Raw genomic sequence first — 24377 nt, 5'->3', positions numbered from 1 at the left:
GTGATGTCAATTTCACTGGCTTGAGCCACTATCCTAAAAAACATAGGGAGTTGTGTCTGCGCGATTTGTGTGAGTTCTAATTTAAATGCAAACTTTCGCTTTGTGTCTTTCAATTCGTTTTCAACGTCCTCTTTTCTTATCCCTCTTTTGACGAATTTATAGGGCTTATATTCGCGACTTCCGAGCTGTGGTCTGCCAAAAAGTAAGTAAATCTGACTCAATATCCCCAAATAGTCTATCAACGCTTCGGCTGTCGCTTTGACCAGAAACTTTTCGTCACTTCCGTTGTAATGCTTTGCCTGTGCAAAAAGTCTGGATACTCATGTTTCTATATTTCGAAATTGATAGTGATGAGACTTTCAGGCATACCAATTTGGTAGCATAGGCCTTAACAAACTTTTTTGAACTAAAAGACGTGGTCAGCGATTGCATTTATGGTTCGGTGCTTTGCTGGCTTTTAATTGAAACTTCGGGCTCTTTTCGACAACATTTGTCGTGAGTTGCAATCACTATTGTGAGTCGCTTGAGTCTTGCAATTGCTAAGGGCTTATCGTCACCTTTTCGTCAGTAATGTCACATTTGCCCGGCACGTTTGTAAGACAACCCTCGAGCGCAACCTCGACAGCTTTGAGCTCGTTGTCGAGTTGCTCTGATGAATAGTGAGCAGAATGACAGTGACTATGTGCAGGTCTGAGCGTCCAGACTAATATGTCCAAACTGTCGTGAAAGCGCCCCCGAAGCATCCAGTCTATCTTTCCTTTTTTAACAACAGCGTCGTTAATTGATTTTGCTGTCTCTACGCTTGAATGAAACATGACAAATGGATTACCCACATAATCCTTGCTTCCGGGTTTTCGAAGGTGGCCTTCACAGCTAGACAGCGGCAGCGCGTCCATAAAATATAATAATTCACAAATGCGCCTGATGCCGTGCTCGATGACGCCTGCTTTTACGGCGTCTTTATACGAAAACAGGTTTTCGCCGTTTATTTTCAGCGAATCATTCATCGATTTCTCCTATTGCTTTAACGTGCGTCGCTTATGGATGTTCCCATCCAGCAGCAAACAGTCTGTCCGCAAGGGCATCACGGTGCGCTTCCGTTTTTATGTAGGTGTCAGCGTAGACATTGCATTGCCCTGTTGAAATGTCATACGTCACAACGTCAATAAACAGAGAGAGGTATTCGCTATTGGGGAGCTCGAAATTTAGACCTAGGTGCCTGCAATCGGTGGCGCATCTAAGAAGGTATTTAAAACCAACATCGTTGGAATATCGGACGTGTCATTAATGACATGAATTTTGTTGAGTTCGTTGCCAATAACGACAAGCTTGTCACTGTCTGAATTATCCGCGTAGTCATATATTCCAGTGTGTACAAGCGTATTATCGACACTTGCCGTTACCTTTATGTGATCAGGTGACATCGTGCGCTTTTCGCTGTGATACAAACTGACCCACACAGTGCAGGGATACATTGGCATACGGGTATAGATATTCTGCGCCATTAAAAGTAGCTACTCTCAGAGTCAAACAGTGCTTGACGCTCCAGTGATTGTAAAAATTCACTGATTTTTTCCGCTTCAAGCGCATGTAAGTCGCTCGGTAAATAGATGTCGATATTAAGATGGCTATCGAGACGAAAAGCGTATTTTAATAGCTCGACGTGATTACTCTCACTCGGTTGAGGCTCAAAGACATCTAAAAACGCAGCGGATTGCACCAGATGACACAGTCTTTCAATAACAAATTGAGGCATATCGAAAGGCAGTGTAAACGTCAGGCAGCACGATTTTCGAAGCTGATAGGTATGTTCAACCCAGTCAATACCACGCGTCGGTGCCAGCATGTGATTGACGAGGCTGTTTTCTTCATCATGGCATCGTCGAACCTCGACCAAGTGGTTGTATAGCCCGACGGCAATAAGATCATCAGTATTAACGAGAAACACGAAACGGGAAAACCTGCCATCAAAATATTTCCCCACTCCCCATGTCGCCATACTTTGTAATAGTTGATTAAGAGTTTCTTCAGTATCACCGTCCGGCCAGATAGCTAAGTGGTGTAACTTTCGAATGATGTCTTGGCAAAGTAACCCTTCAATAGGCTTGTCAAATTCGGCATCCAGCATCATCAATAACGCTTTTAACAGAGGGCTTTGATGTACACGCTCATTAAACTGTTTAGGGTCAAAAGGAGTCTGCATATTTCTGCGCCTTATGTGATGATATCCAATGGATCTATAACGAGATAGCGCTCAATATATTGCGCCCAGCTGCTGCGATGATGTTGAAGATATTCGATGATGAGGGGTTTTGCCCACGAGTTGACTTCGACGACTTTACTATCCAAACCGCGCTCGATGGTTGCTAGCGGAGGGGCATCCACTGAATCGGTAATCTTGCGCAACCCACCAATGCGACTACTTATCTTGCGCTTAATTGCAGTGTCTCGTGTCTCCAGAAATTCATGGAAACACGCGACGTCGTCAAAATCTTCAATGTACTTATTTCCGTTAAGTGATGTTTCATCAGCAACAATTTGCGCAATCATGGCGACAGCGCTGAAGTTCGCTCTTTCCATAGCGGTCAATATGGCTTGTTTTTTTTCATCGGAAGGGTAGGTATTCATTGAATCTTTCAACGATGTTGAGACCGCATTGATGAAATCAGCGGCTTGCTGTTCATTTAACCCTTGCTTAATGAGCTGTGTCGCTTCCTCAACACTGCATTCGATGGTGAGATTGATTTTCATGTTTCTATTTCATAATATTTCATATTTAATGAGCTTAATGAAGTTAATTGAAAATATCAACTCAAAGAGTTTTTTGCTATGCTTGTTTTGCTCTGTAACTAGCCGCCGTCGTTGACGTCGCAGGTCGTCCACGAGCGCAAATCGATGTTTTACATCGTTGGCGCTTATCTAGTTAATGTTCAAAAGAATGGAAACCGATGGATATAGTCAATCAAATTGAAAATATTATTTCGCAGTATCATGCGCTCCGCACAAAAGACGATGAGTCACGAAAGAGCAATAATCCGGATATAGTGCCAAAGCTCAAGGGCTTAGAAGCGTCGATACAGGCGTTGTGTGCGTATGAAAATATTGAAATCAACGTCAGTCTTGGTTCAGGGAGGCTCCCAGAAAAACCTATTGTCTATTTTCGAGATAAAAAGTTAAGCAAATCTGGCAATGAGGGGATGTATATCGCGCTGTCGATTCTGCCGAAAACGGCAGAACAAAAAGGACGTTTTACACTGTCGTTGGCGCAGGGAATGACCAAGTTAAAAAATGAGCTGGGTAGTAAGGAAGCGGCGAATAAGGTGCTCTTAAGACAGGCGAAAGAAATTGCACGAAAATATCAAGAGGATATACGAGCGGCGGGCTTTACCTCTTGTCTAGATGAGGCGCTGGATGCACCGCACCGCGTATTTGAAACTCACTTCGAAATTGGAGCATCCTTGTCATCTGAGGAATTGGCATCGATGCTCCACATGGCGCTTGGCATCTATACTGACATTGCCATCACCGAACAAATAAAGTCTGATGCGAACTTGTCACCCGATATAATCGAGGCAACAAAGCATCAACCCAATAGAGTGACTCGAGACATACTTGAACGTCGCGGGCAAGGGCAATTTAGAAAGCAGCTACTCGAAAAATATAATGGAACATGTGTTGTGACAGGTTGCAGAGTAGAAGCGGCGCTTGAAGCTGCTCATATCATACCAGTAAAAGAAGGAATGGATATGTCGCCAGACAATGGACTCCTTCTGCGCTCAGATGCGCATACGCTGTATGACTTAAATTTGTTTATCATAAAGCCTGATGGTCAGATTGTCTGGGATACCTCATTACATGGCAGCGAGTACGCTGAATATAGGAGTGTAGACAGTCGTCTCTTGTCTGAGCAGGTGCAAAAAAACCTTGAAGAGCGAATAAAGCTATTTACCGATGTAGTCTGACCTCGACTGTAATGCTTACGACATGATTTTGGTTTGTTCTAAATTTGTGTCATCGATGCGGGCGTTGAAAAAACGGACTTTTCAACGCTGTTATCCAACTTGAACAATGTATTACAACCGCCACCTCCTTTTATAGACCACCCTAAGAGAAAGCAATGCGCACGAAATACGATATCATTTTGAAAGTCATTGAGCTTGTAGAAAAAAATGGACAACCACTAAAAGTCGATAATCTACCCGGGTTGGCGCATCAGGCAAGTATTGGTGACTTCTCTATGATTTACACGACGCCTTTTTCTGGCGCCGAAGTCTACCCGGGGCAACGAGCGTATATGATAGATATTTGGTATCGCGGCAAAAAAGTGTTTTCAGAACATTACCGTGATATCAACAATGTCAAAGTAAAAGGCAGTAAAAAGCGTGCAGAATGGGTTGAGCCGTTTTTTGAGCTGTTATAAGCAACGCTTTTTATTTAACAATTAATCTGCCCTACCGAATAAAGAAAAAAGGAATAAAGGCAAAAAACTCACATTCAGAAAGTTCTCATAACTTATGTGTCGATCTATATTTCCATCTAGTCAAAGCTCTTTTGGTCTCTCGATCAAACATACCCTTGGGTACTGAGTTTTCTGCGCGAACAACAGTGATAGCGGCTACGTGACCACTTTAGTATCCGAGGACATCCTTGCCCAGTATGCCTTCTCGGGCTGTATCAGAGGGATATGCAGGAGCAATCTGAATAAGATGTTGAAACGGTAAGCATCCGCGATTGCATCTCTCAATGTGAAAAAGTTGAACAGACCTTTTGAATCATCCTGTCCTCTGCCTCGGAACAACTTATACCATTGTCCACTTGATTAGATTTACATAGCAAGTTTTCAATGAGTTTGTTCGTAGGGGTAAGGCAATTGTTGGCTCGATCGACATCAATACTCATTTGCACGCGATAGGTTGCGTCGCTTTTCCTGTTGAAAATATCTCTTGATATGAAAAATATAGAGAAGGGTTCTATAGAGCTAATTTTTAAAGGGTGGAGTTCTATTGCGTTTTTCTTTTTAAAAATATACTCTATATTTTTATTTTGTATAGAGCTTCTCTCTATTTCTTTAAATCACTGATTGGGAGTTATGGTGAAATGAGTACCGAGTATCGTGCACTCGCACTTGTACAGAAAAACAAGTCCGCTAAAACCATTATTGAACATTGCGGTAATGGCGATGACATACTTGATTGCATCACTATAGATGAGGTCAAAGAACTGCTTGAATGTGATCGAGCTACAGCTTTGCACATCATGAAAATCATGTCCTCTGATTCAGAAATTGCAACGCTTAAAATTGGCCGACGAGGCCAGCCGACGCGATTGCTCTTTAATTTCGATGTCGAGATGGTGCTTGATTTGATTGATCGGGTTGCTGATGTCACTGCAATCACGTTTGACGATCTAGTTGGCGTAAGGCTCGAAGTGCTTGTCGATGCCATCAAAAAATACCATGGCGCCAAAGAAGTTAAGTTGAGTTTTTAAATATGAACAATACAGTCCGGTTAACTGCTATTGATGCCATGAAAGCGAAATACGAGAAGTATTTCAATAGACTGGTTTATCTTGTCGATAATCACACCGACAGAGACTTAAAGTTCATTCATGGGCATGTTCAGACGCAAGCAGACATAATCAAAGAGCAGACCTCCCAATTGAGATTTCGTATTGTGTTGCTGACTCGGCAAGCTAAAAAGGAAGGAGATATACCATATACAGAACTTGAGCTAATAATGGATGAACTCAACGACACGTATTCCGATGCTAAGAGTAATGATGAAGTAACGTTCAAAGGCGACACATATATTCGGCGTTTCCAACCTGTAGAGCTTTATCCTAGCGGGAAAAGAGTGAAAAAGTATTGGCCTTATTGGTTAAAGCTTAATGAGAAAGGCAGGATCGAGAGAGCATGGCAAAACGAGGTGCATAATTTATGGCCTGAAAAGTTCGTTATTCATGCAACAAGAAAGAAAGCGACAGGATATGATGTAAAATGACCGAGGCGATTAGAAAAGCTTCGACTCTGGTGTCAGCGTCCGATGTCACAATCGACAAGTTAAATAGTGATATGCCAATGGGGTTTCGGACTGTGTCAAGAGTCAAAACTGTGAGAGTGTTATCTGACTATAGCGTGGAGCTCGACATCAAAGCACTCAACTTGTCAGATTTGGACTGTATCAATACTGCCACGTTTCTTTCTGAGACAGAGCACGATGCAAAAACACTCTACGAGAAGTTCAGTGAGGCAAAACGGATGGACTGGGCTATCGTTATCCTCGCACCTTACGCATGGGCTAATGGACAAGGAGGTTGTGCCCTTCATGACTGTACCGCGTCAATAACGCGTATTCGTTGGTCTCAATATGTGAATCAAAAATTGTGATCTCCTCTATTGGGTCTATCTTAGGTTACGAACAAAATTGTAATTATATTTACTTCATGTAAATATAATTACAGTCTTCGTCCAACACATTAAAAATCCTATGAACGCGCTTTTCTCTTGGTTGGGACGTACTGATTTAGACAAAATGAAGCAAAGTGCTCCTGCCGCAATTGCCAGCCTTGCTCTGAATCATGAAGTGCCTTTCGATAAGATTATTGTCATGGCAAATACGTGGGAAGGTGAATGGGATAAGTATAGATCGTGGCTGGAACTCACATTAGAGCGCGCTGGGCGTCCATGTCACGATATCAAAATCATATCTGCCCAGATTACCTCTCCTATTGATTACACAAGCATCAACATTGAAGCAGAACGCTGGTTAAACAAGTTATCTAACAGTAGTGAGCACGTTGCAATAAACCTAACTTCAGGTACACCTGCAATGATTGCGATGACGGTACTGATTGGAAAAGGTAAATCCAACACGCATTTCTATCAGGTAACACCAGAAAACAAAGTACTGTTCGTCGATATTCCGCTTGATTTCGGCAAGGAATATGTTCGCTCAGCATCAAAAAATGTCGCGTCAAAAGCAGTGTCTAAACCGGGAAAAGCACAATCTTTTGATTTAATAACAGCAGAGTCGCCTGTTATGGCGGCTATTATCAGTCAGGCAGAGCGGCTGGCGAAGACAGATGTCTTAGGTTTTGGTGCTGGGTGAAACCGGCACCGGAAAAGAGTTAATGGCTAATGCAATCCACAATGCCAGTGTAAGAGCAGATAAACCTATTCGTACAATCAATTGTGGAGCACTACCGGAAAGCTTGGTTGATTCAATTTTGTTTGGGCATGTTAAAGGCGCTTTCACAGGCGCAAACTCTGAGCGCAAAGGGTTATTTGAGCAAGCTGATCTAGGCACGCTCTTTCTTGATGAAATTGGCGAACTTTCACTGGACGTGCAGGTTAGGTTGCTTCGAGCACTTCAGCAGGGAGAGGTCCAGCGAGTGGGTGATGACAAAGTTATCAATGTGGATGTCAGGGTGATAGGTGCTACGCATAGGGATCTCATGAAAATGGTTGTCAGCGGCCAGTTTAGAGAAGATCTGTTTTATCGGTTGGCGGTTGGCATTGTGAAGCTTCCGCCATTAAGAGAGCGTCTTTCTGATATTCCTTATCTAGTTGAAAGTCTCGCGAGTGAAATCAATTTGGCTTTTGAACGGCATCCAGACTTCAAAAGTAAGAAAATTTGCGATACTGCAATAAATTTTATAAAAAAACAGCCATGGCAGGGTAATATTCGTGAACTTTGGAATACGTTGAATCGAGCGTTTATTCAGACAGAAGCAACATTGATTAAGGCTAAAGATATTGCAAATGCAATGCTTTATCGCGAGCATAGCGATGATGGAGAAGAGATCCTCTTATCAATAGGACAGTCTGTTAATGTTGAGCAATTGGTTGATAAATATAAGAAAAAATACGTTGTGGCAGCGCTCAAAGCCTGCGGTAATAATTACTCAAAAGCCGCAGACATGCTGGGCTTGAAAAGTCATCAACGATTAAAAGACTGGATGAGAAAACTCGATATTGATGAAACAAAATAATGCAGTGCTTTGAATTGGCACTAATATCGCAATAGTGACAGCAAGGAAATAACGGAATGAAGCAGTCTATGAGTTTTGAACATTTACAGCCTTGGCCTGAGCTCCATCAATTAGCTGCATTTGCGGAAGACTATGCATGTGGCGACCCGCAAAGTGCGTTGGTTAAAATGCGGTGCTTAATGGAGAAGGTTGTCGGCGTCATTTATGCCAAACTCAAGCTTCCCGTCTACCCCAATTCCAGTATTGTCGATAAGCTAACTGCGGATGAGTTCCGCAGTGTGGTGCCCAAGCCTATTCAGGACAAGCTACACGCTATTCGTAAAAGTGGTAACCGCGCCGCGCATGAAGGCAAAGTCAGTCAGCAGGAGGCGGTGTGGATATTAAAAGAAAGCTACTTTGTCTCCTGTTATTTTTACGTTGCCTATGCAGGTGGCAAGCAAGAAGACTTAGCCGCTTTTACTGCACCTGACTGTGAAAAAGCCGCTGAGCAAACCAGTGCGGCGTTCACGAGAGAAAATAATAAACTCAAAGCGAAGTTACAGGATAACGAAGCACGTCTTCAGCAGGCGCTAGACGAACTAAAAGCGGCAGAGCAGGCACAAGCCGAAGCACAAAAAGAAGCGGCCAAATTAAAACAAGCTGTTAACCAAGAAGCGTTGGAAGCTGCCAAGTCAGGCTTTGAGTCACTTTCAGGCTTTAATTTCAATGAAGCTGAAACACGAGCACGTATCATTGATATGGATTTACGTGCCGCAGGCTGGGATGTTTCACTAGATGATAGCAGTACTGAGGAAGTCGGTAAGGAAGTTGAGGTAACTGGCCAACCGACACAAACCGGCATCGGTTATGTTGACTACGTGCTTTGGGACGATGACGGTAAGCCATTGGCGCTGATTGAAGCCAAGCGCACCCGTGAGTCAGTGGAAAAAGGTCGTCAACAAGCAATCCTATATGCAAACGCGTTAGAGAAACAGTATGGCCAACGCCCGGTGATCTTCTATTCAAACGGTTATGATATCCGCATTCTCGATGATGCGCAGGGTTATAACAGTAGAAGGCTATATGGGTATTACTCCAAAAGCAGTTTGCAATACCTCATTAAGCAGCGCTCGCTGAAAAAAGATTTGAATAAAACCCCTATTGATACCAATGTTGCGGGCCGACTCTATCAAATGGAGTCTATTTCACGTGTATGTGAGCGCTTTACCGATAAGCATCGTCGAGCACTCGTTGTGCAGGCGACGGGTACGGGCAAGACACGGGTGTCAATAGCACTGGCGAAACGCCTGCTGGAAGCAGGTTGGGCGAAGCGCGTACTGTTTCTTTGCGACAGAAAAGAGCTTCGCAAGCAGGCGGGCAATGCGTTCAATGAGCACACGAACGAACCGCTCTATGTCGTTGGAAAAAGTAAAAAAGACGCCGCTGCTTAGTGCCCGCGTATTTATCGCGACCTATCCCGGCATGATGCGTATTTTTCAGCAGTACGACGTGGGTTATTTTGACCTTATAGTAGCTGATGAATCGCACCGTTCTATCTACAACATTTACGGCGATATCTTTAAATATTTCGATGCGCTGGAAGTTGGGTTAACTGCTACACCGGTGGAGATGGTGTCACGTTCAACGTGTCAGTTGTTTGGCTGCGATTACAAAAAGCCCACCGCCAACTATCCACTAGAGTTGGCAATTTCTGACGGTAATCTGGTGCCTTATAAGGTGGTGTCGTATACCACGCAGTTTTTACGCGATGGCATTAAGTCAGAAAAGCTGACCGAAGAGCAGATCGCAGAGTTGGAAGATCAAGGCATCGATCCTAACGAGTTGGATTTTGAAGCCTCTCAAATTGATGAAGCGGTAAAAAACAAAGACACTAACCGTCATATTTTGCGTAACCTCATGGAAAAAGGGCTTCGCGATATAGATGGTCAATTGCCCGGAAAATCTATTATTTTTGCCCGCAATATCGCGCATGCGGAGCTGCTGGCAGAGCTATTTGCTGAACTCTATCCGCAGCTCGGCGGTAATTTTTGTCGCGTTATCCACTCGAAATATGAGCGAGCGGAAGAGCTGATTGATGATTTTAAATCAACCGATGAGAGCAGCGTTCGTATTGCCATTTCAGTCGATATGCTGGATACCGGAATTGATGTGCCGGAAGTGGTTAATCTGGTCTTCGCCAAGCCAATCAAATCAAAAGTGAAATTTTGGCAGATGATTGGTCGAGGCACACGCCTGTGCCCCAATCTTTATGGTGATGGGCAGGATAAGTCGCATTTCCTAATCTTTGACCATTGGGGAAATTTCGAGTATTTCGACGAAGATCCGGATGAGGACGATGTCAGTCAGAGCAAATCCTTATGTCAGCGCGTTTTTGAAACCCGTTTGGCGCTTGCCGAAACTCTACTACAACGTGCTGAAATGGATGCTTTTGAAGAGGTCATTGACTTAATTTATGAAGACATCTGTGCGCTTGATATGAATACGATCAGCGTGCGCGATAATTGGCAGGATGTAGAAGTGTGCAAGGACTTAGACCGTCTTAAAACCTTCGCACCACAAACCAAAACGCGACTTCATGAAACGATTGCACCGCTGATGCAATGGCGAAATGTCATGGGGCTGGGCGAGGCCTTACGCTTTGACAATGACATGGCGCAGTTACAGCTCATGCTCTTCACCAATAAAAGCAAGATTGATGTGGCTAAGCAGGCCCTGATTATCAAAATCGCTAAACTGCAAATGCACCTAAACGAAGTACGTGCACAGGCTGATGCGATTAATGAAATTCAGCAGGACGTTTACTGGCAGGATTTAACCTTCTTCAAGTTAGAGGAAAGCCGCAAAGCGTTACGCAGCATTATTCACCTGCGTAAAAAGGACACCTATGAGCCTCGGCCAGAAGTCTTTATTGATGTAACGGAGGAGACCGACGGCATTCAGGTGCAGGAGCGCAAAGCCAAAATCGTCTCGGTCGACTACGAAATTTTTCGTCGTGAAGTAGAAAAAACGCTGACGCCACTGTTTGAAACCGATGCGGTACTTCAGAAAATTCGCAGTGGCGAACCTGTGACAGAAGCCGAGTTGGAGCAATTAAACGCACTGGTTCATGTGCAAAACCCCAACGTTGAACTGAACACGCTGAAAGAATTCTTCCCGGAGTCGACAGAGACGCTAGATAAGATTCTGCGTACCATCGTGGGCATGGATAGAGCTGCCATCGAGCAGGCGTTTACTGATTTTGTACAACAGGTGCATACCCACTTAAATAGCAAACAGCAGCGCTTTATCACTTTGCTGAAAAATCACTTAGTACGCTTTGGCACCATCCAAGTCGAGCAGTTATATGAAGCACCGTTTACGCAAATTCACGATGGCGGCTTGGATGGCGTATTCAGCGAAGCTCAAGCTGACGTGATTGCGCAATTTGTACAACAGTTTGGCGTGCAATTAGGTAATCGAAATCAGAATAATCAACAGCCACGGGATTAATTACAGGCGCGTGGCTCACATATAAGCAGTAAAGAGAAAAGAATGATAACAGGACAGTTAAAAAGCAAAATAGACAAACTCTGGACAGAGTTTTGGACCGACGGGATCACCAATCCACTCACAGTGATTGAGCAGGTCACCTTTTTGATGTACGCACGCATGTTAGATATGGCGGAGCAGTCTGACGAAAAGCGCAGCGCTCGCACCGGTAAACCGTTTAATCGCCGATTCAGCGATGAGCAGCAGCATTTGCGCTGGCAGAATTTGCGGCACTTGGGGGCTGAAGAGCTTTACAAGACAGTACGGGATGAGCTTTTTCCTTATTTTGCTGAGACTTCAGGCAAAGGCGCTCTATTCAGTGAGTTTATGAAAGACGCGCAACTGATGATCCAAAAACAAAGCTTGTTGGTGAAAGCGGTCGAACTAATCAATGACTTGCCACTGGAAAACTCGGATACCAAAGGCGACCTTTATGAATACTTGCTGAGCAAGTTAACCACCGCCGGTATCAATGGCCAGTTTAGAACGCCGCGTCACATTATCCGTACGATGGTAGAAATGGTCGACATGAATAAAACCAGTCGAGTGTGCGACCCCAGCACCTAGCACGGGCGGGTTTTTAACGGTGTCTTACGAATATTTGCTAGAGAAATATACCTCGCCAGAAGGCATTGAGCGTGAGCCGTTATTTGATGAGAGCGGTAAACCGCTTCTGGATGCGAATGGTAACCCGGTCGAAAACGTACTGTATTCCGGTGATTTGCTGGAGGCCGATGACAGAGCCTTTATCGACACCGATATGTTCCACGGTTTTGACTTTGACGCCACCATGCTACGTGTTGCGGCGATGAACTTGGTCATGCATGGCATTAAAGAGCCGGATATTCACTACCAAGACACGCTAAGCCAAAGTTTCAGCGAGAAGTTTCCTCGTGAGGCTAAAGAAGGATTTGACATTATCTTAGCCAACCCCCCGTTCAAAGGGAGCTTGGACGAAGAAGACGTGTGCCCCAATGTACTGCGCAAAGTCAAAACCAAGAAAACCGAACTGCTGTTTGTAGCATTGATTGAACGCATGCTTCGCATTGGTGGGCAAAGCGCGACCATTGTGCCTGATGGCGTTTTGTTTGGATCTTCCAAAGCGCACCAGCAACTACGCAAAATGCTGGTGGAGAACAATCAGCTGGAAGCCGTGATTTCACTGCCTAGTGGTGTATTTAAACCTTATGCGGGTGTATCTACCGCTATCATTATTTTCACCAAAGGTGGCTCAACCGACCACGTGTGGTTTTACGACGTGCAGGCCGATGGCTTCAGCTTGGATGATAAGCGCACGCCCATTAAAGACAATGACCTGCCGGATATGGTCGCCAAATATAAATCACGTGATAAAGCTATTGCTTAGGCACCGAACAGAATGACAAAACCCAGAAAGCGTTTTGGGTGACCAAGGATGAGATTGCGTCGAACAAATATGATCTTTCCATTAATCGCTACAAAGAAACGGTGTACGAGGCGGAAGAGTACGAAGAACCCAAGGTCATTCTTGATAAGCTGGTCAAACTGGAAGAAGGCATTATGGCAGACCTGAAGGCACTGGAGGGAATGCTGTGAGCTGGCGAGAAGTAGAACTAGGTTCTGTTGTTACCTTCATTGGTGGTTCTCAGCCACCAAAATCAACGTTTAAGTATGAGTTAGAAGACGGTTATGTCCGCTTACTACAGATTAGGGATTATAAATCTGACGAAAACTTAACTTACATTCCCATTGATTCAACCAAGAAATTTTGTTCAAAAGATGACGTCATGATTGGCAGGTATGGTCCGCCTGTTTTCCAGATTTTGAGGGGGTTAGAAGGAGCTTACAATGTTGCCTTGATGAAGGCTCAGCCAAGTGAGAAGGTTGACCGTGATTATCTTTATTTCTTTCTGAAACAAGAAAAATTGTTCCGCTTGATTGATGGTTTGTCACAGAGAACAGCAGGACAAAGTGGAATTGATATGGATGCTTTAAAAAGTTACCCAATATTACTCCCCTCACTCGACGAGCAAAAACGCATTGCGGCGATTTTGGACAAAGCCGACGCCATCCGCCGCAAACGCCAGCAAGCTACCCAACTCGCCGATGATTTTCTCAAAAGCGTGTTTTTAGATATGTTTGGTGATCCGGTGATAAATCCGAAGGGGTGGGATGTTGAGTATTGGAGAGATGTACTAAAAATTGTTAATGGCAAAAACCAAAAAGCCGTTGAGCATCCAGAGGGAAAATTTCCCATTTGTGGTAGTGGTGGGATTATGTCCTATGCTGATAATTGGTTGACTGAAGAAAATTCAGTAATTATCGGGAGAAAAGGAAACATCCATAACCCAATTTTAATGAAGAAGAAATTTTGGAATGTTGACACTGCGTTTGGTCTTGAGCCAGTTAGAAGTAAATTGAGTCACAATTTTTTATTCTGGTTCTGTAAGTTTTTTGATTTTGAAAAGCTTAATAAAGCAGTGACTATTCCAAGTCTAACTAAAGTGGACCTCTTGCAAATTTCAATGCCTATTCCACCTTTAGAGTTGCAAAGAAAATTTGATTGTGTAATCGAGCAAATCGATAGACTTTTAGATAAATATGGCGAGGTTGAGAGGCAGCCTATTTTCCAATCGTTAAGCCAAAAAGCCTTTGCAGGAGAGCTGTAACTCTACAAGGATGTAAGATATGTCGGAGCAACCCGAAGAAAAAAATTAAAACGCATTACCATTAAAACAGAAAATGGGACCAAGTGGTTTGATGATCCTGATAAGTTATTGGCTTGGATTCATCACCAGCGCCAGCTATATGCCTTTCATACGCAGCATAGTCAGCGTTACCAAATGCATCAGTTATTTAATTCGTTTGATCAGAGTTGGAACAGTCTGCAACAACAAGTGACGCAGGGCTTAAAGCGTTTTCATAACGACGTTGATAATTACAATACCCGTGCAGAGCAGTTTACTAAAAGCTTTGAGGATTTTTTAGATAAGAAACAGCTCTTTACTGACGAAGCGCCTTTTAACGATTTCTTACAACGCCAAGCTCAAAAAGACGCAGTCTTAGGATTGGCAGTCCTAGCAGTAGCGCTTGACTCGAACGTGTCGCCATTGGATCGCGAAATGTATAAGGCAATTCAAGAAGCCGATGCCTATTTCGAGGGAAATCAAGAACGTGTCGCTGATGAAGGAGAAAGCCTTCAGGAGCTTAGACAAAGATGGGATAACGAATTTACTGAGCAACATGATTCATGGGCGTCGGACTATCAGTTACAGATTGACGAAGCATCACGCCTTAATAAAAAAGCTGAATCGTTAATAGAAGACTGGCAGCAGCAGACGGAAACCCAATTGCAAGAGCTTACAGATCATCAAGCTGATTTCAAAAAGCAATATGATGATGCGTTGGTCGAAGCCTCAAGCGAGCTGGATAACTTAACCAAAACCTATGATGACAAATTGGCTTTACATGCATCGGTCAAGTATTGGGGACTCCAACACGATAGCCACGAAAGTAAAGCAAAAGGGTTTGCATGGGCGTTGGGAATTACGACTGTGGTCGTGTTGGCCACAATCATTGTTTTTGCCTTATATGGCTTAGACAAGCCGATTAAAGAAGTTGCAGTCAGTAAGCTGGTAACTGCGGCCGCGTTGACGACGTTTGGATTATGGGCAATAAAGATTCTCGCCAATATCTTTATGTCACACCTGCATCTCGCGACGGATGCGCAAGAACGACGGACTATGATCCACACCTATCTGGCGTTAACAAGAAAAGGACAAGGGCCGAAGGAAGAAGACCGACAACTTATCCTCCAAACACTTTTCAGACCCAGCACTACCGACATGGTTAAGAATGATCAGGGGCCGACGCAACTGGTAGATTTAATAAATCGTCTCTCCCCAAAACAGTAATGAGCATTACATTTTGCTTTATAAGTAAATAATGCTTAATACTGATGGTAATAAAAATTACATAATAGTAATTTAATTTATTTAAACTACTTTGCGGGTGAATTTAAGTGCATGATAATAAATGGGAAATTTGTTTCATTGGATCTGGTACATGATATGCAACGCTCATAAAAGAATATTAAGAGAGATTTGAATTTTGGAAGACAGAGAAATAATAAGTTCGGTTAAAGCAGTTATGACACGTGTTCATACGTTTGGTGTTAACAGAGAAATCGTTCGACACTTGTTCGTCTGTCTTTTTCTTTTGAGGTTCATGCGTGACGAGGTGGAAGGCTTCGCTGAATATAGTAATGACGAAGAAAGTCTAAATCTGGTAGGCAAGCTTAACCTTTTGTTCTCTTCCGAAATTAGTATTAATAATATTGAGCGAGTCATCGAAGACTGCCTGCATTCTTTAAAGTATGGATTAAACATTCAAGCGTTAAGGGAAGTCGAAGTTTCGTCCAAACACCAACTTTTTAAAGATAAAAGAGTAGTAATGGAAGCTCTTTTTTGGTTTAAAAACTGGGGCGGGCTTTTACCGGGTGGAAGAAAAGACTGTTCGCGGCTATTTGAAGTACTTCTCAATGAAACCAAATCACCTCAAACATCACAATTTTCATCTAGTAAACTTCTTTCTCAACTAGTAGTTGCCTTCGCTGCTCCCAAAAGTGGAGAAGAAGTTTTAGACCCTTGTGTTGGTGAGGGGGGCTTTCTTATTGAAGCCCAGAAGACAATTGAATCTGCCAATAGTGACTTTTTCTATGACACTTCTTTCATCGGATATGACTTATCAGAAGAAGCTCTTCTTATTTCAACAGTAAGGTTACTACTATCAGGAGCCAATAACTTCCATCTAACTCGTAAGAGCGGTTTTCTTGACGTTTACAATTCTGTTCATCAAAAGCAGTTTGATGTCGTACTCGCCCAACCTCCAGCGGGTGTAAAGAGAAACGACTACAGACAAATGGCCTATGAGCGAAACTTCCCAGTGATTACTAATGACATTTCGGGAATGTTTATTCAGCAGGCACTTCTTTCTCTTAAAAACAATGGACGAGCGGTCATTGCTGTTCCTGAGGGTATTTTATTTGGCCAAAATAAAGCTCAAGTTGAGCTAAGGCGCTTTTTAGTTGAACACGGTTACATTCAAGGAATAGTGAGAGTTCCTCCCAGAGTTTTAGTTCAAGACTCAGGTATACGTGGCGCATTGTTACTGTTAAACAAAGGAAGAAAAACTCGGAAGGTGCGTTTCGCTGACCTCACAACTTATATTGAGTCATCGCGAAGCAGGCCATCTCAGTTCTTACCCGCTGTTATACTGAACGAAATCGTTGACAGGATGTTTTGCGACAAGCTACCTGAGGCGAGACCTCTTCCTTCTGGTATGAAAGAAGGAATTCCGGGAACTGGAGTGTCAACAAGAGCTTTCTGGGATGTTTCTTATGAAGAAATTGCATCAAATAATTGGGATCTAACTCCACATCGAGTATTAGACGATGCCCTTACATCTCTTTTAAAAGACATAAGTCAGCTTATCGGTGACGAAGTAAAGGTGGAAAACTTACCGAAGGTGGCTCAAATAAACACAGGGAGAACAATTAGAGCTATAGACCTTTTGGATACTGAAACCCCGTTTGGGTATATACGTATTCGAGATGTGGCGAACTATAGAGTCGGTCAACCAACGAAATGGTTATCGGATGAATTAGCAATTACCCATTTAAAACACCAATTGACTAAAAACAGTATCTTACTATCCAAAACGGGCACAATTGGAAAACTTGCTCTCATTGATAAAAAGTCAGAAAGGTTCTTCGCAGGTAGCAACTTTTTCGTTCTCAGAGTTAATCAAGCCAAAGCCTTACCTGAATATCTGCTCTATTACTTGGCTACATCTTTTTGTCAGGACTGGCTTGATAGTCGCAAAAGAGGAGCGGTCCAGCAGCATATAAATGTGGACGTGATCAAGTCTCTGCCGATTTTGCTTCCTTCTTTAGAAATGCAAAAACGAGCAGTTGCGCAATTTCGTCAACAAGGCACAGACGTCATTACCTTTTTAAAAGAAAGTAGTCAGCAGTCTCGACGCAGCGATATTGAAAACCTTATAGACACAATGGAGCTTGCTGTCGATCAGTTGGTTGGTAACGACCTTACTGTTGAAAAGTCGGCGTATTCTGTAAGCGAAATCGCTTCGAAGGCACTTAACGTAAAGGAGGCTATAGAAGAACTTCAGTCCCAGAAAAAAGATTGGTATCCGCGAGTATTGAAAATACTTCGGTTGTTGAAGGACATCCATAAAATTCCACCGGGGCCTGTCCTTCTGAATATGCTACAAGACGCAGGTGAGCAGATATTTGGGTTAATTAATTCGACCCCCGGAAACTACAATCAGGAAGAGCGGGTTGTGCTTGTATTCGGTAAGCTCAAAGCGAGAATCGAAAGAACTATAGACAAGATCCTGAGCCATGTCGCAGTACTTGTCAAAACGTCGATCGCGGAATTGCAAAGCGACTCAGATGTCGAGTTTACAGTCACGGTAGAAAACCAAAGTTTTCTTCCATTGAAAAATGTAGTTGTGGAAACTTCCCCTGATTATGGTTCTGATGAAAATTACTACTTAGCAGACCATGGTGAAATGGATGTGCCGCTTTCTTGCCGGACCCCAGACAGCGACAGTATTAGTTTTAAGGTTACATGGAGAGCTGAAACGCTTGCAGGAAAGCAAGTTGATGGCAGCTCCGAAATAGCAATAAAACTCACTTCTGATGGTACTAAGTTCAAAAGCTTGGCAACAGCTAGCAATCCATATGTTACAGGAAGCCCTCTGGAGCCAGACAACGGTGCGTTGGTCTTTTACGGTAGGGATAGCCTGTTGAAACAAATTGTTCGACAAGTAGAAGATAATGGCAACGTCATTTTATTAGAGGGCAATAGGAGAGCGGGTAAGACATCTATCTTAAAGCATCTTGAAGGTAGTGAAACTATACCCAACTGGTTGGCGGTATATTCGAGCTTGCAAGGTGCAGAAGGCGCATCGGACAAAGTTGGCGTTCCAACAGCAGAAGTTTTCAGAGAAATGGCACGTTCAATAGCATCTGCATTAACTAAACTGCGATTAGATGTCCCTCTTCCAGATGGTAAAGTAATTATAGCTGGAAAAACGCCGTTGGGGATTGCTAGGTCTTGTAAAGCAGGGATTAGTGAGGACTCTCCGTTTATTGATTTTCGGGACTATTTAGAAGTTCTGCTCACCTTATTGGAACAAAAACGTTTGGGCATAGTTCTGATGTTGGATGAATTCGATAAATTACAGGAAGGTATCGATAATGGCGTCACCTCTCCTCAACTCCCGGAGAATATTAGGTATTTAATTCAAAACTATCCAAAGTTTTCTGCGATTTTGACGGGGTCTAGAAGACTTAAAAGGCTCAGAGAAGAGTATTGGTCGGCATTATATGGGCTTGGCACTAATCTTACTGTTTCAGCATTGGACAGAGAAAATGCAGTTAAGGTTGTAATCGAGCCTGTCAAAGACTACATCGCTTATTCGAATGAAGCTATAGACTTGATTTTGGACTTGACGGCTAAGCAACCCTACCTAATTCAAAAGGTTTGCAACCGCATTTTTGATTATGCCGCTCGAAACACAATTCATTCCATAAAGACCAGTGACGTACTTTTAATCGCCGATGAATTGGTCAAGGCTGATGAACATTTTGCTAGCTTATGGGATTACGCAAAGCTTGGTCCAGTCTCAGGTGGATACAGACGACTCTGCTTGTTATATACATTGGCATGTAACTTTGACAATCAAACATTATGTACTTATGGGATGTTACAAGAGGAACTTACGCAGAGAGGAATTAGGATCTCTGATGATGAACTTGATACAGATATCGCATACCTGAGGGAGTTAGAACTTGTAAAGTTTTGTGGAGAGTTGGGTTCAGGCCATTACACCTTGGAGGTGCCGTTGATGGCTAAATGGATAAGTCACCATCAAGACAATGAAGTGATATTTAAGAACGCAACGAACGCAGAGGGACCTACTAATGATTACTAGACGATTCCCCATTCTAGGAACTGGAAACATTGAACTAGTCGGACGCTCCAGTTTATTAGACGAAATATTATCAGCAATTACCAAAACGGTTCCCGATCATATACAAGTTGTAGGCCCTAGATTCGCTGGTAAAACGGTACTTTTGAATAGGCTGAAGGACATCATTATCCATGAGGGTAATTCTGTATATTCATCGGTGCTATTGTGGGATCTTGGGCACGGTACACCATGCGAAGACAAGGAATTCCTAAGTCAATTCGCTAAAAACCTAGCAGATGCAATTTGCGATAAATTTCCCGATTATGCTTCGCACTTGAGAGAATCAAGAGGCACCTTTCAACAAGATATTGCTGAAGTTTTAGAGCTTCTCAATGACGAAACAAAAATCCTCGTCATTTTTGATGGATTCGACAAGGCCCTATCAAGTGACAAATTGACCAGAAATTTGTGGGATCAACTACGAGAGCTGGCACAAAACAAGTCACTTACATTGATAACTGCTAGCAGAAAGACATTAAGAGAATTAATAAGAAATCCTGATGCTCAAACCAGTGATTTTTGGAACATATTTTTGTCTACACCGATACGTATAAACTGCTTTGATGAAAATGAAATTTCAGAAATATTGACCAATCATTGCCAAGTGGAATTTGATAAGGGCGCTTTGACCGAGCTGTTTAGCAGTACAAATGGCAATCCTGTTCTTTTGTTTGAAGTGTTGAATCATCTTTTGGATAGGCAAGGACAAGGCGCCATATCACATTCAGAGGTGCAGGACGCAGTAACTAAATCATTCGAATCTAATCAGAATTGTATTGCGGATCTTTGGAATGATTGCTCGCCTTCCACTCAAGATACTGTGCGTCTCTTAGTTGAAGAAAATCAAGTTGACAGAGTATGTCAAAACGATGAGATCAGTATTACAGAGAAAGGTTTCGCCAGAAAGAGTAATAACAGACTAGTCAAGCCAAGTCATCTGGTAAAAATGTATCTATCAACCTTGGAAAATGAAAGTAGCGCTATAGATAGGCTTTTCAAGATGCCGGATTCCTTCACTCAGAACTTTAACGGTGTCATAGCGAAAAGAATTGAGCAGATAAGAGATATCGATCCAACTTTAAGCAGGTACTTACAGCGAAGCTTAGAGGACTTACCAAATCACCCGGACGTCTGTTTGAGCGGAATAAGAGGAATAATTGACCAGTGTTTCGATATTATTTGGAATGTCGAGTTTGGTGGAAAGTCCATACCTGATGGGCATTTTGATATCTGGAGACACCAAGGTGAAGGCAGAGATCTGCAAGACTTTAAGACAAGCTTTCCGCAGGGAGCCAAGCGGATAAGACTACTTAAAGTATTGACAGGGCATGACCAGTCTGATCCGCTTGCTAAGGTGGTTTCAAGATCGACTTGCGTAGCATTAAATGCGTTATACCCATACGGAGACTTTGGTCAGCATCAAGAAGGTGAAAATATGAATTTGCAGATGGTTTATTCTGCAATGTTGTTAGCCGTTGAACTTGTCGCATCTTTGCAAACTGATATATCAAAAATACAAGGATTGTAAATTATGAATGTGTCATATAAAGCAAGGATCCTTATACCGGAGGCTTGGTCTCAAGAGATTAAAGTTGAGGGCAACAAGGTAGAGAGGTTGCTGTTCACCGAAAAAGAAAGTGAAGTAACAATTATCCCAACAGAAACAAAGGGTGTATTGAAGGCAACAGTAGTTGATGATGCTAATCACGGCGATTATTTAATCATCAAAAATAATAAATGCGATACTAGCCAATATCCCGACTTACCTATCTTAAAAGTAAAAAAAACATCAGATTTTGATTCTATTTCAAAGGACACGAAACTGTCGTGGTTAAAGTCTCCGTCGGAATTTACTCCTAAACTCTCTCCATCTGAAGTAGCAAAATCATGGGTTAATAAATTCAGTTTCAGAGAAGAAAACGAAGAACTACTAATTCGTGGTCTTAGAACACCTCAGGTAGGAGCTTTACACGCGATATCGGCTGAGTTTTCAAAAAGTAACGTTGAACCTTGTACCGTTGTTCTGCCAACAGGCACCGGGAAGACGGAAACCATGCTTTCTACAACTATTTATCATAGATGCAGTAAAGTTTTGGTACTGGTTCCTTCTAATTCACTAAGGGACCAAATAGGCGAAAAGTTTAAGACGCTTGGCTGCTTGAAAGAGCTGGGCGTTATAGAGCAAGATACGCTATACCCTGCGGTCACTAAGATTAAGCAGGGCATTAAATCTGTAGATGACGCAAATCAAATTTTAGATAGCTCAAATGTCATCATAGCCACGCCACAAATTCTCAATTCAAAATTTTCTAAGCCTGATGTGCTGACCACCCTTTGTGAGGGTTGCGATTACCTGTTCGTTGATGAAGCTCATCACATATCGGCTAAGAAATGGAATGAAATCAAGGAACAGTTTAAAGGAAAGCGCGTTTTGCAATTCACAGCAACGCCTTTTAGAAATGATACAGAGAGCCTTGGTGCCAAGATTATATACAACTACACCATGGGTGAGGCACAGCAAGCTGGATACTTTACAAGCGTCCAGTTAGAGCCTGTTGAAGAGTACTTCCAAGAGCAAATGGACGAGGCAATTGCCAAAAAAGCTCTTGTTTTATTGAATGAGGATCTCAAAGACGGCTATGACCACCTTATGATGGCTAGAGTTCGTAGTAAAGCGCGAGCAGAGCTTGTGTATAAGCTATATCAGCGTCTTGCGCCTGAGTTAAATCCAATATTGGTTCATTCAGATTTATCTAAAACTGAGCAGAATAGGCGCTTAAATCTTCTTAAAGCTAAGACTTCTAAACTAGTTGTCTGCGTCGATATGCTCGGTGAAGGTTATGATCTTGCCAATTTAAAAGTGGCTGCAATTCATGATCACCATAAGAGTTTAGCGATTACATTGCAGTTTATTGGTCGTTTCACGCGCGTATCTAGAGAGCAGAATCTTGATGTGGCTAAAGTCGTGGTCAATATCGCAGACCCCGGTGTAGAAGGCGCTTTGCAAAAACTGTATGCCTTAGGCGCTGATTGGGATGTTGTATTAAGGCGTCTGTCAGAAAACCAAATCGAACGTGAAGTGCGTTTACAGGAAGTTGTCGATTCACTTAAAAGTGAAGGCGATCTTCATGACCAGCTCTCTTTGTGGAATCTTAGACCATCTCACTCAGCGATGCTTTTTAAAACCGACTGTGACAACTGGCAACCAGATAGGTTTACAGAATTAGATCTCTCCTTCGATGGATATTGGCACTCAATATCAACGAAAGAGAACATTCTGGTGCTATTAGCAGTTAAAAGCACGGCGGTAAAATGGGGGCACTTCAAAGAAATTAACGATACTAACTACAAGATACTGATTGCTCATTGGGATAACACACGCAGCGCACTTTTTGTTTATTCCAATGACTACAAGCGTTTTCGAGTAGAAGAGTTGGTCGTAAAAATATGTGGTGAAACTGCTTCGGTAATGTCTGGAAAACAAATCTTCAATGTATTGAACAACATTGAATACCCTCTGGTGACAAACTTAGGCTCCGCTCAAAATGGTGCCATAAGCTTTACCCAGTTCTTTGGCCCTAACGTTACTGATGGATTAAGTGCTGTCGAAAGATCTGCATCAACACTAAGTAATATTGCCGCACTGGGTTATGAAAATGGCGAAAAGGTTTTGTGGGGATGCTCGGAAAGAAAAGGCAAAGTATGGTCGCCACAGGCTGGCACTGTAGCGGATTGGCTCAGTTGGGTGAAGGATGCATGGGATAAAGTAGCTAATGGAGAGGCTGATGAAACCAACATCACCCGCGATTTTTTGCGTCCAACGAGAATTGATAAGCCTCACAATTTCAAACCTGTATCCATTCAGTGGGGGGAACAGCTCCAGCAAAGGTTTGAGGATGGCGTAAAGATTCATTTTGGCAATGAACCTACATACTTGTACGAAGTGGATCTAAAGGTCAATTGGGATGAATCGAACAAGCGGCCCCTTTTGATTTTTCAGTCTGAAAGGAACAAAACTGTTTACGAACTGGTCATTGATGGAGAACTACTAAAGGGCTTCGAGTATGAGCTTAAGGAAGGCGAAGAAATCAAGGTACAAATAGGCAACTCGGAAGAAGTCTCTTTAATCGAAGAAATGGTTAAAGACCCAATATTTATATACTACGCCGATGGGTCATTTTCCTACAACTGTTACTGGGTCGAAGTGAAAAACAATATCGGTATGTTTGACGCAGAGCACTTAACGCCTATCGAGTGGACGGTTGATATTACGAGTGAATCGATGGGAGCTAGTCAGAAAACAGATACTGTTCAATATCAGACTTGGAAAATAATTGAAGATGATTTCGATATCATCATTAATGATGACGACAGTGGGGAAGCTGCTGACCTTGTCGCTCTTAAATCTTTACCAGACAAGATAATATTGAGCCTATACCACTGCAAGTACTCTCATGGGGCCACCCCCGGTAGAAGGCTGAATGATTTATATGAAGTGTGTGGACAAGCTCAACGTTCGGTACGGTGGAAACATGTTGGCTTAGCATATGTCTATAGGCATGTTAAAAAGCGAGAGTCAGCTTGGCGAGATAAAGGGCAAAGTCGATTTCTAAAAGGTAACATTGCTACATTTGAAAATCTGAAAAATAGAGCGCGAACAACACCCATTGAGTTTCAGGTAACGATAGTTCAACCGGGTGTCCTTAAACCTTCAATCACTGAAGAAATGCTAAAGCTTCTGGGCACAACAGAATTATTCATCAAGAAGACGACTATGGCAGAGCTACAAGTTTGGTGTTCTGGATAGCCCCACAGAAAATAGG

General features: G+C 42.8%; 18 protein-coding genes and 1 pseudogene. 15 read left to right on the top strand and 4 right to left on the bottom strand.

The genetic code is table 11. The features are described from left to right. Positions 1-539: 539 nt before the first annotated feature. The 4 genes from V6N89_RS15980 to V6N89_RS15965 all read right to left on the bottom strand — a co-directional run bounded on the left by V6N89_RS15980 (position 540) and on the right by V6N89_RS15965 (position 2751). The gene (locus V6N89_RS15980) at positions 540-1007 is read right to left on the bottom strand and encodes a hypothetical protein (RefSeq protein WP_338518466.1); all 468 of its coding nucleotides are present in this window, start codon (positions 1005-1007) and stop codon (positions 540-542) included. 204 nt (positions 1008-1211) lie between these two features. Then, the gene (locus tag V6N89_RS15975; protein WP_338518464.1) at positions 1212-1505 is read right to left on the bottom strand and encodes a hypothetical protein; all 294 of its coding nucleotides are present in this window, start codon (positions 1503-1505) and stop codon (positions 1212-1214) included. Then, positions 1505-2203, bottom strand: coding sequence for a hypothetical protein (locus V6N89_RS15970; RefSeq protein WP_338518462.1), 699 nt, complete (start codon positions 2201-2203; stop codon positions 1505-1507). Before V6N89_RS15970 ends, V6N89_RS15975 begins: the two co-directional genes overlap by 1 nt. 11 nt (positions 2204-2214) lie before the next feature. Beyond that, positions 2215-2751 (bottom strand): hypothetical protein, encoded by a 537-nt coding sequence (locus V6N89_RS15965; protein ID WP_346992943.1) that lies wholly within the window; start codon positions 2749-2751, stop codon positions 2215-2217. Between the two features lie 197 nt (positions 2752-2948). Between V6N89_RS15965 and V6N89_RS15960 the strand changes: the two genes are divergently transcribed. The 15 genes and pseudogenes from V6N89_RS15960 to V6N89_RS15880 all read left to right on the top strand — a co-directional run bounded on the left by V6N89_RS15960 (position 2949) and on the right by V6N89_RS15880 (position 24361). Next, positions 2949-3962, top strand: coding sequence for an MrcB family domain-containing protein (locus V6N89_RS15960; RefSeq protein WP_346992942.1), 1014 nt, complete (start codon positions 2949-2951; stop codon positions 3960-3962). A gap of 155 nt (positions 3963-4117) precedes the next feature. Then, positions 4118-4420, top strand: a complete 303-nt coding sequence (locus V6N89_RS15955) for a hypothetical protein (RefSeq protein ID WP_338518455.1) — start codon at positions 4118-4120, stop codon at positions 4418-4420. Between the two features lie 677 nt (positions 4421-5097). Then, entirely contained in the window at positions 5098-5487 is a 390-nt protein-coding gene (locus V6N89_RS15950; RefSeq protein ID WP_338518454.1) for a hypothetical protein, read from the top strand. 2 nt (positions 5488-5489) lie between these two features. Next, positions 5490-5999, top strand: a complete 510-nt coding sequence (locus V6N89_RS15945) for a hypothetical protein (protein ID WP_338518453.1) — start codon at positions 5490-5492, stop codon at positions 5997-5999. Further along, positions 5996-6385, top strand: coding sequence for a hypothetical protein (locus V6N89_RS15940; RefSeq protein ID WP_338518452.1), 390 nt, complete (start codon positions 5996-5998; stop codon positions 6383-6385). Before V6N89_RS15945 ends, V6N89_RS15940 begins: the two co-directional genes overlap by 4 nt. Positions 6386-6485: 100 nt before the next feature. After that, positions 6486-7106 (top strand): hypothetical protein, encoded by a 621-nt coding sequence (locus tag V6N89_RS15935; RefSeq protein ID WP_338518451.1) that lies wholly within the window; start codon positions 6486-6488, stop codon positions 7104-7106. A 22-nt stretch (positions 7107-7128) separates the two neighbouring features. Continuing rightward, positions 7129-7989 carry a sigma 54-interacting transcriptional regulator gene (locus V6N89_RS15930; protein ID WP_346992941.1) on the top strand — a complete coding sequence of 287 codons (861 nt, stop codon included), beginning with the start codon at positions 7129-7131 and terminating at the stop codon, positions 7987-7989. 56 nt (positions 7990-8045) lie between these two features. Further along, positions 8046-9419 carry a DEAD/DEAH box helicase family protein gene (locus tag V6N89_RS15925; protein WP_346992940.1) on the top strand — a complete coding sequence of 458 codons (1374 nt, stop codon included), beginning with the start codon at positions 8046-8048 and terminating at the stop codon, positions 9417-9419. Next, positions 9382-11478 carry a type I restriction-modification enzyme R subunit C-terminal domain-containing protein gene (locus V6N89_RS15920; RefSeq protein WP_346992939.1) on the top strand — a complete coding sequence of 699 codons (2097 nt, stop codon included), beginning with the start codon at positions 9382-9384 and terminating at the stop codon, positions 11476-11478. The genes V6N89_RS15925 and V6N89_RS15920 overlap by 38 nt, the downstream gene beginning before the upstream one ends. A gap of 42 nt (positions 11479-11520) precedes the next feature. After that, positions 11521-13092: pseudogene (locus V6N89_RS21820) on the top strand (type I restriction-modification system subunit M). Continuing rightward, on the top strand, positions 13089-14165 hold the full coding sequence (locus V6N89_RS15900; RefSeq protein ID WP_338518435.1) for a restriction endonuclease subunit S: 1077 nt from the start codon (positions 13089-13091) through the stop codon (positions 14163-14165). Before V6N89_RS21820 ends, V6N89_RS15900 begins: the two are co-directional and overlap by 4 nt. A gap of 174 nt (positions 14166-14339) precedes the next feature. Then, positions 14340-15410 (top strand): DUF6161 domain-containing protein, encoded by a 1071-nt coding sequence (locus V6N89_RS15895; protein ID WP_346992936.1) that lies wholly within the window; start codon positions 14340-14342, stop codon positions 15408-15410. 196 nt (positions 15411-15606) lie between these two features. Next, positions 15607-19515, top strand: coding sequence for an N-6 DNA methylase (locus tag V6N89_RS15890; protein WP_338518433.1), 3909 nt, complete (start codon positions 15607-15609; stop codon positions 19513-19515). Beyond that, positions 19505-21082 carry an ATP-binding protein gene (locus V6N89_RS15885; protein ID WP_338518431.1) on the top strand — a complete coding sequence of 526 codons (1578 nt, stop codon included), beginning with the start codon at positions 19505-19507 and terminating at the stop codon, positions 21080-21082. Before V6N89_RS15890 ends, V6N89_RS15885 begins: the two co-directional genes overlap by 11 nt. A 3-nt stretch (positions 21083-21085) precedes the next feature. Beyond that, complete coding sequence (locus V6N89_RS15880; RefSeq protein ID WP_338518430.1) at positions 21086-24361, top strand: DEAD/DEAH box helicase; 3276 nt, start codon at positions 21086-21088, stop codon at positions 24359-24361. Positions 24362-24377 lie beyond the last annotated feature (16 nt).

Origin of the sequence: Alteromonas gracilis (assembly GCF_036870955.2) — a bacterium.
Taxonomy (GTDB): domain Bacteria; phylum Pseudomonadota; class Gammaproteobacteria; order Enterobacterales; family Alteromonadaceae; genus Alteromonas; species Alteromonas gracilis_A.
This window is presented reverse-complemented; position numbering and strand designations above follow the sequence as displayed.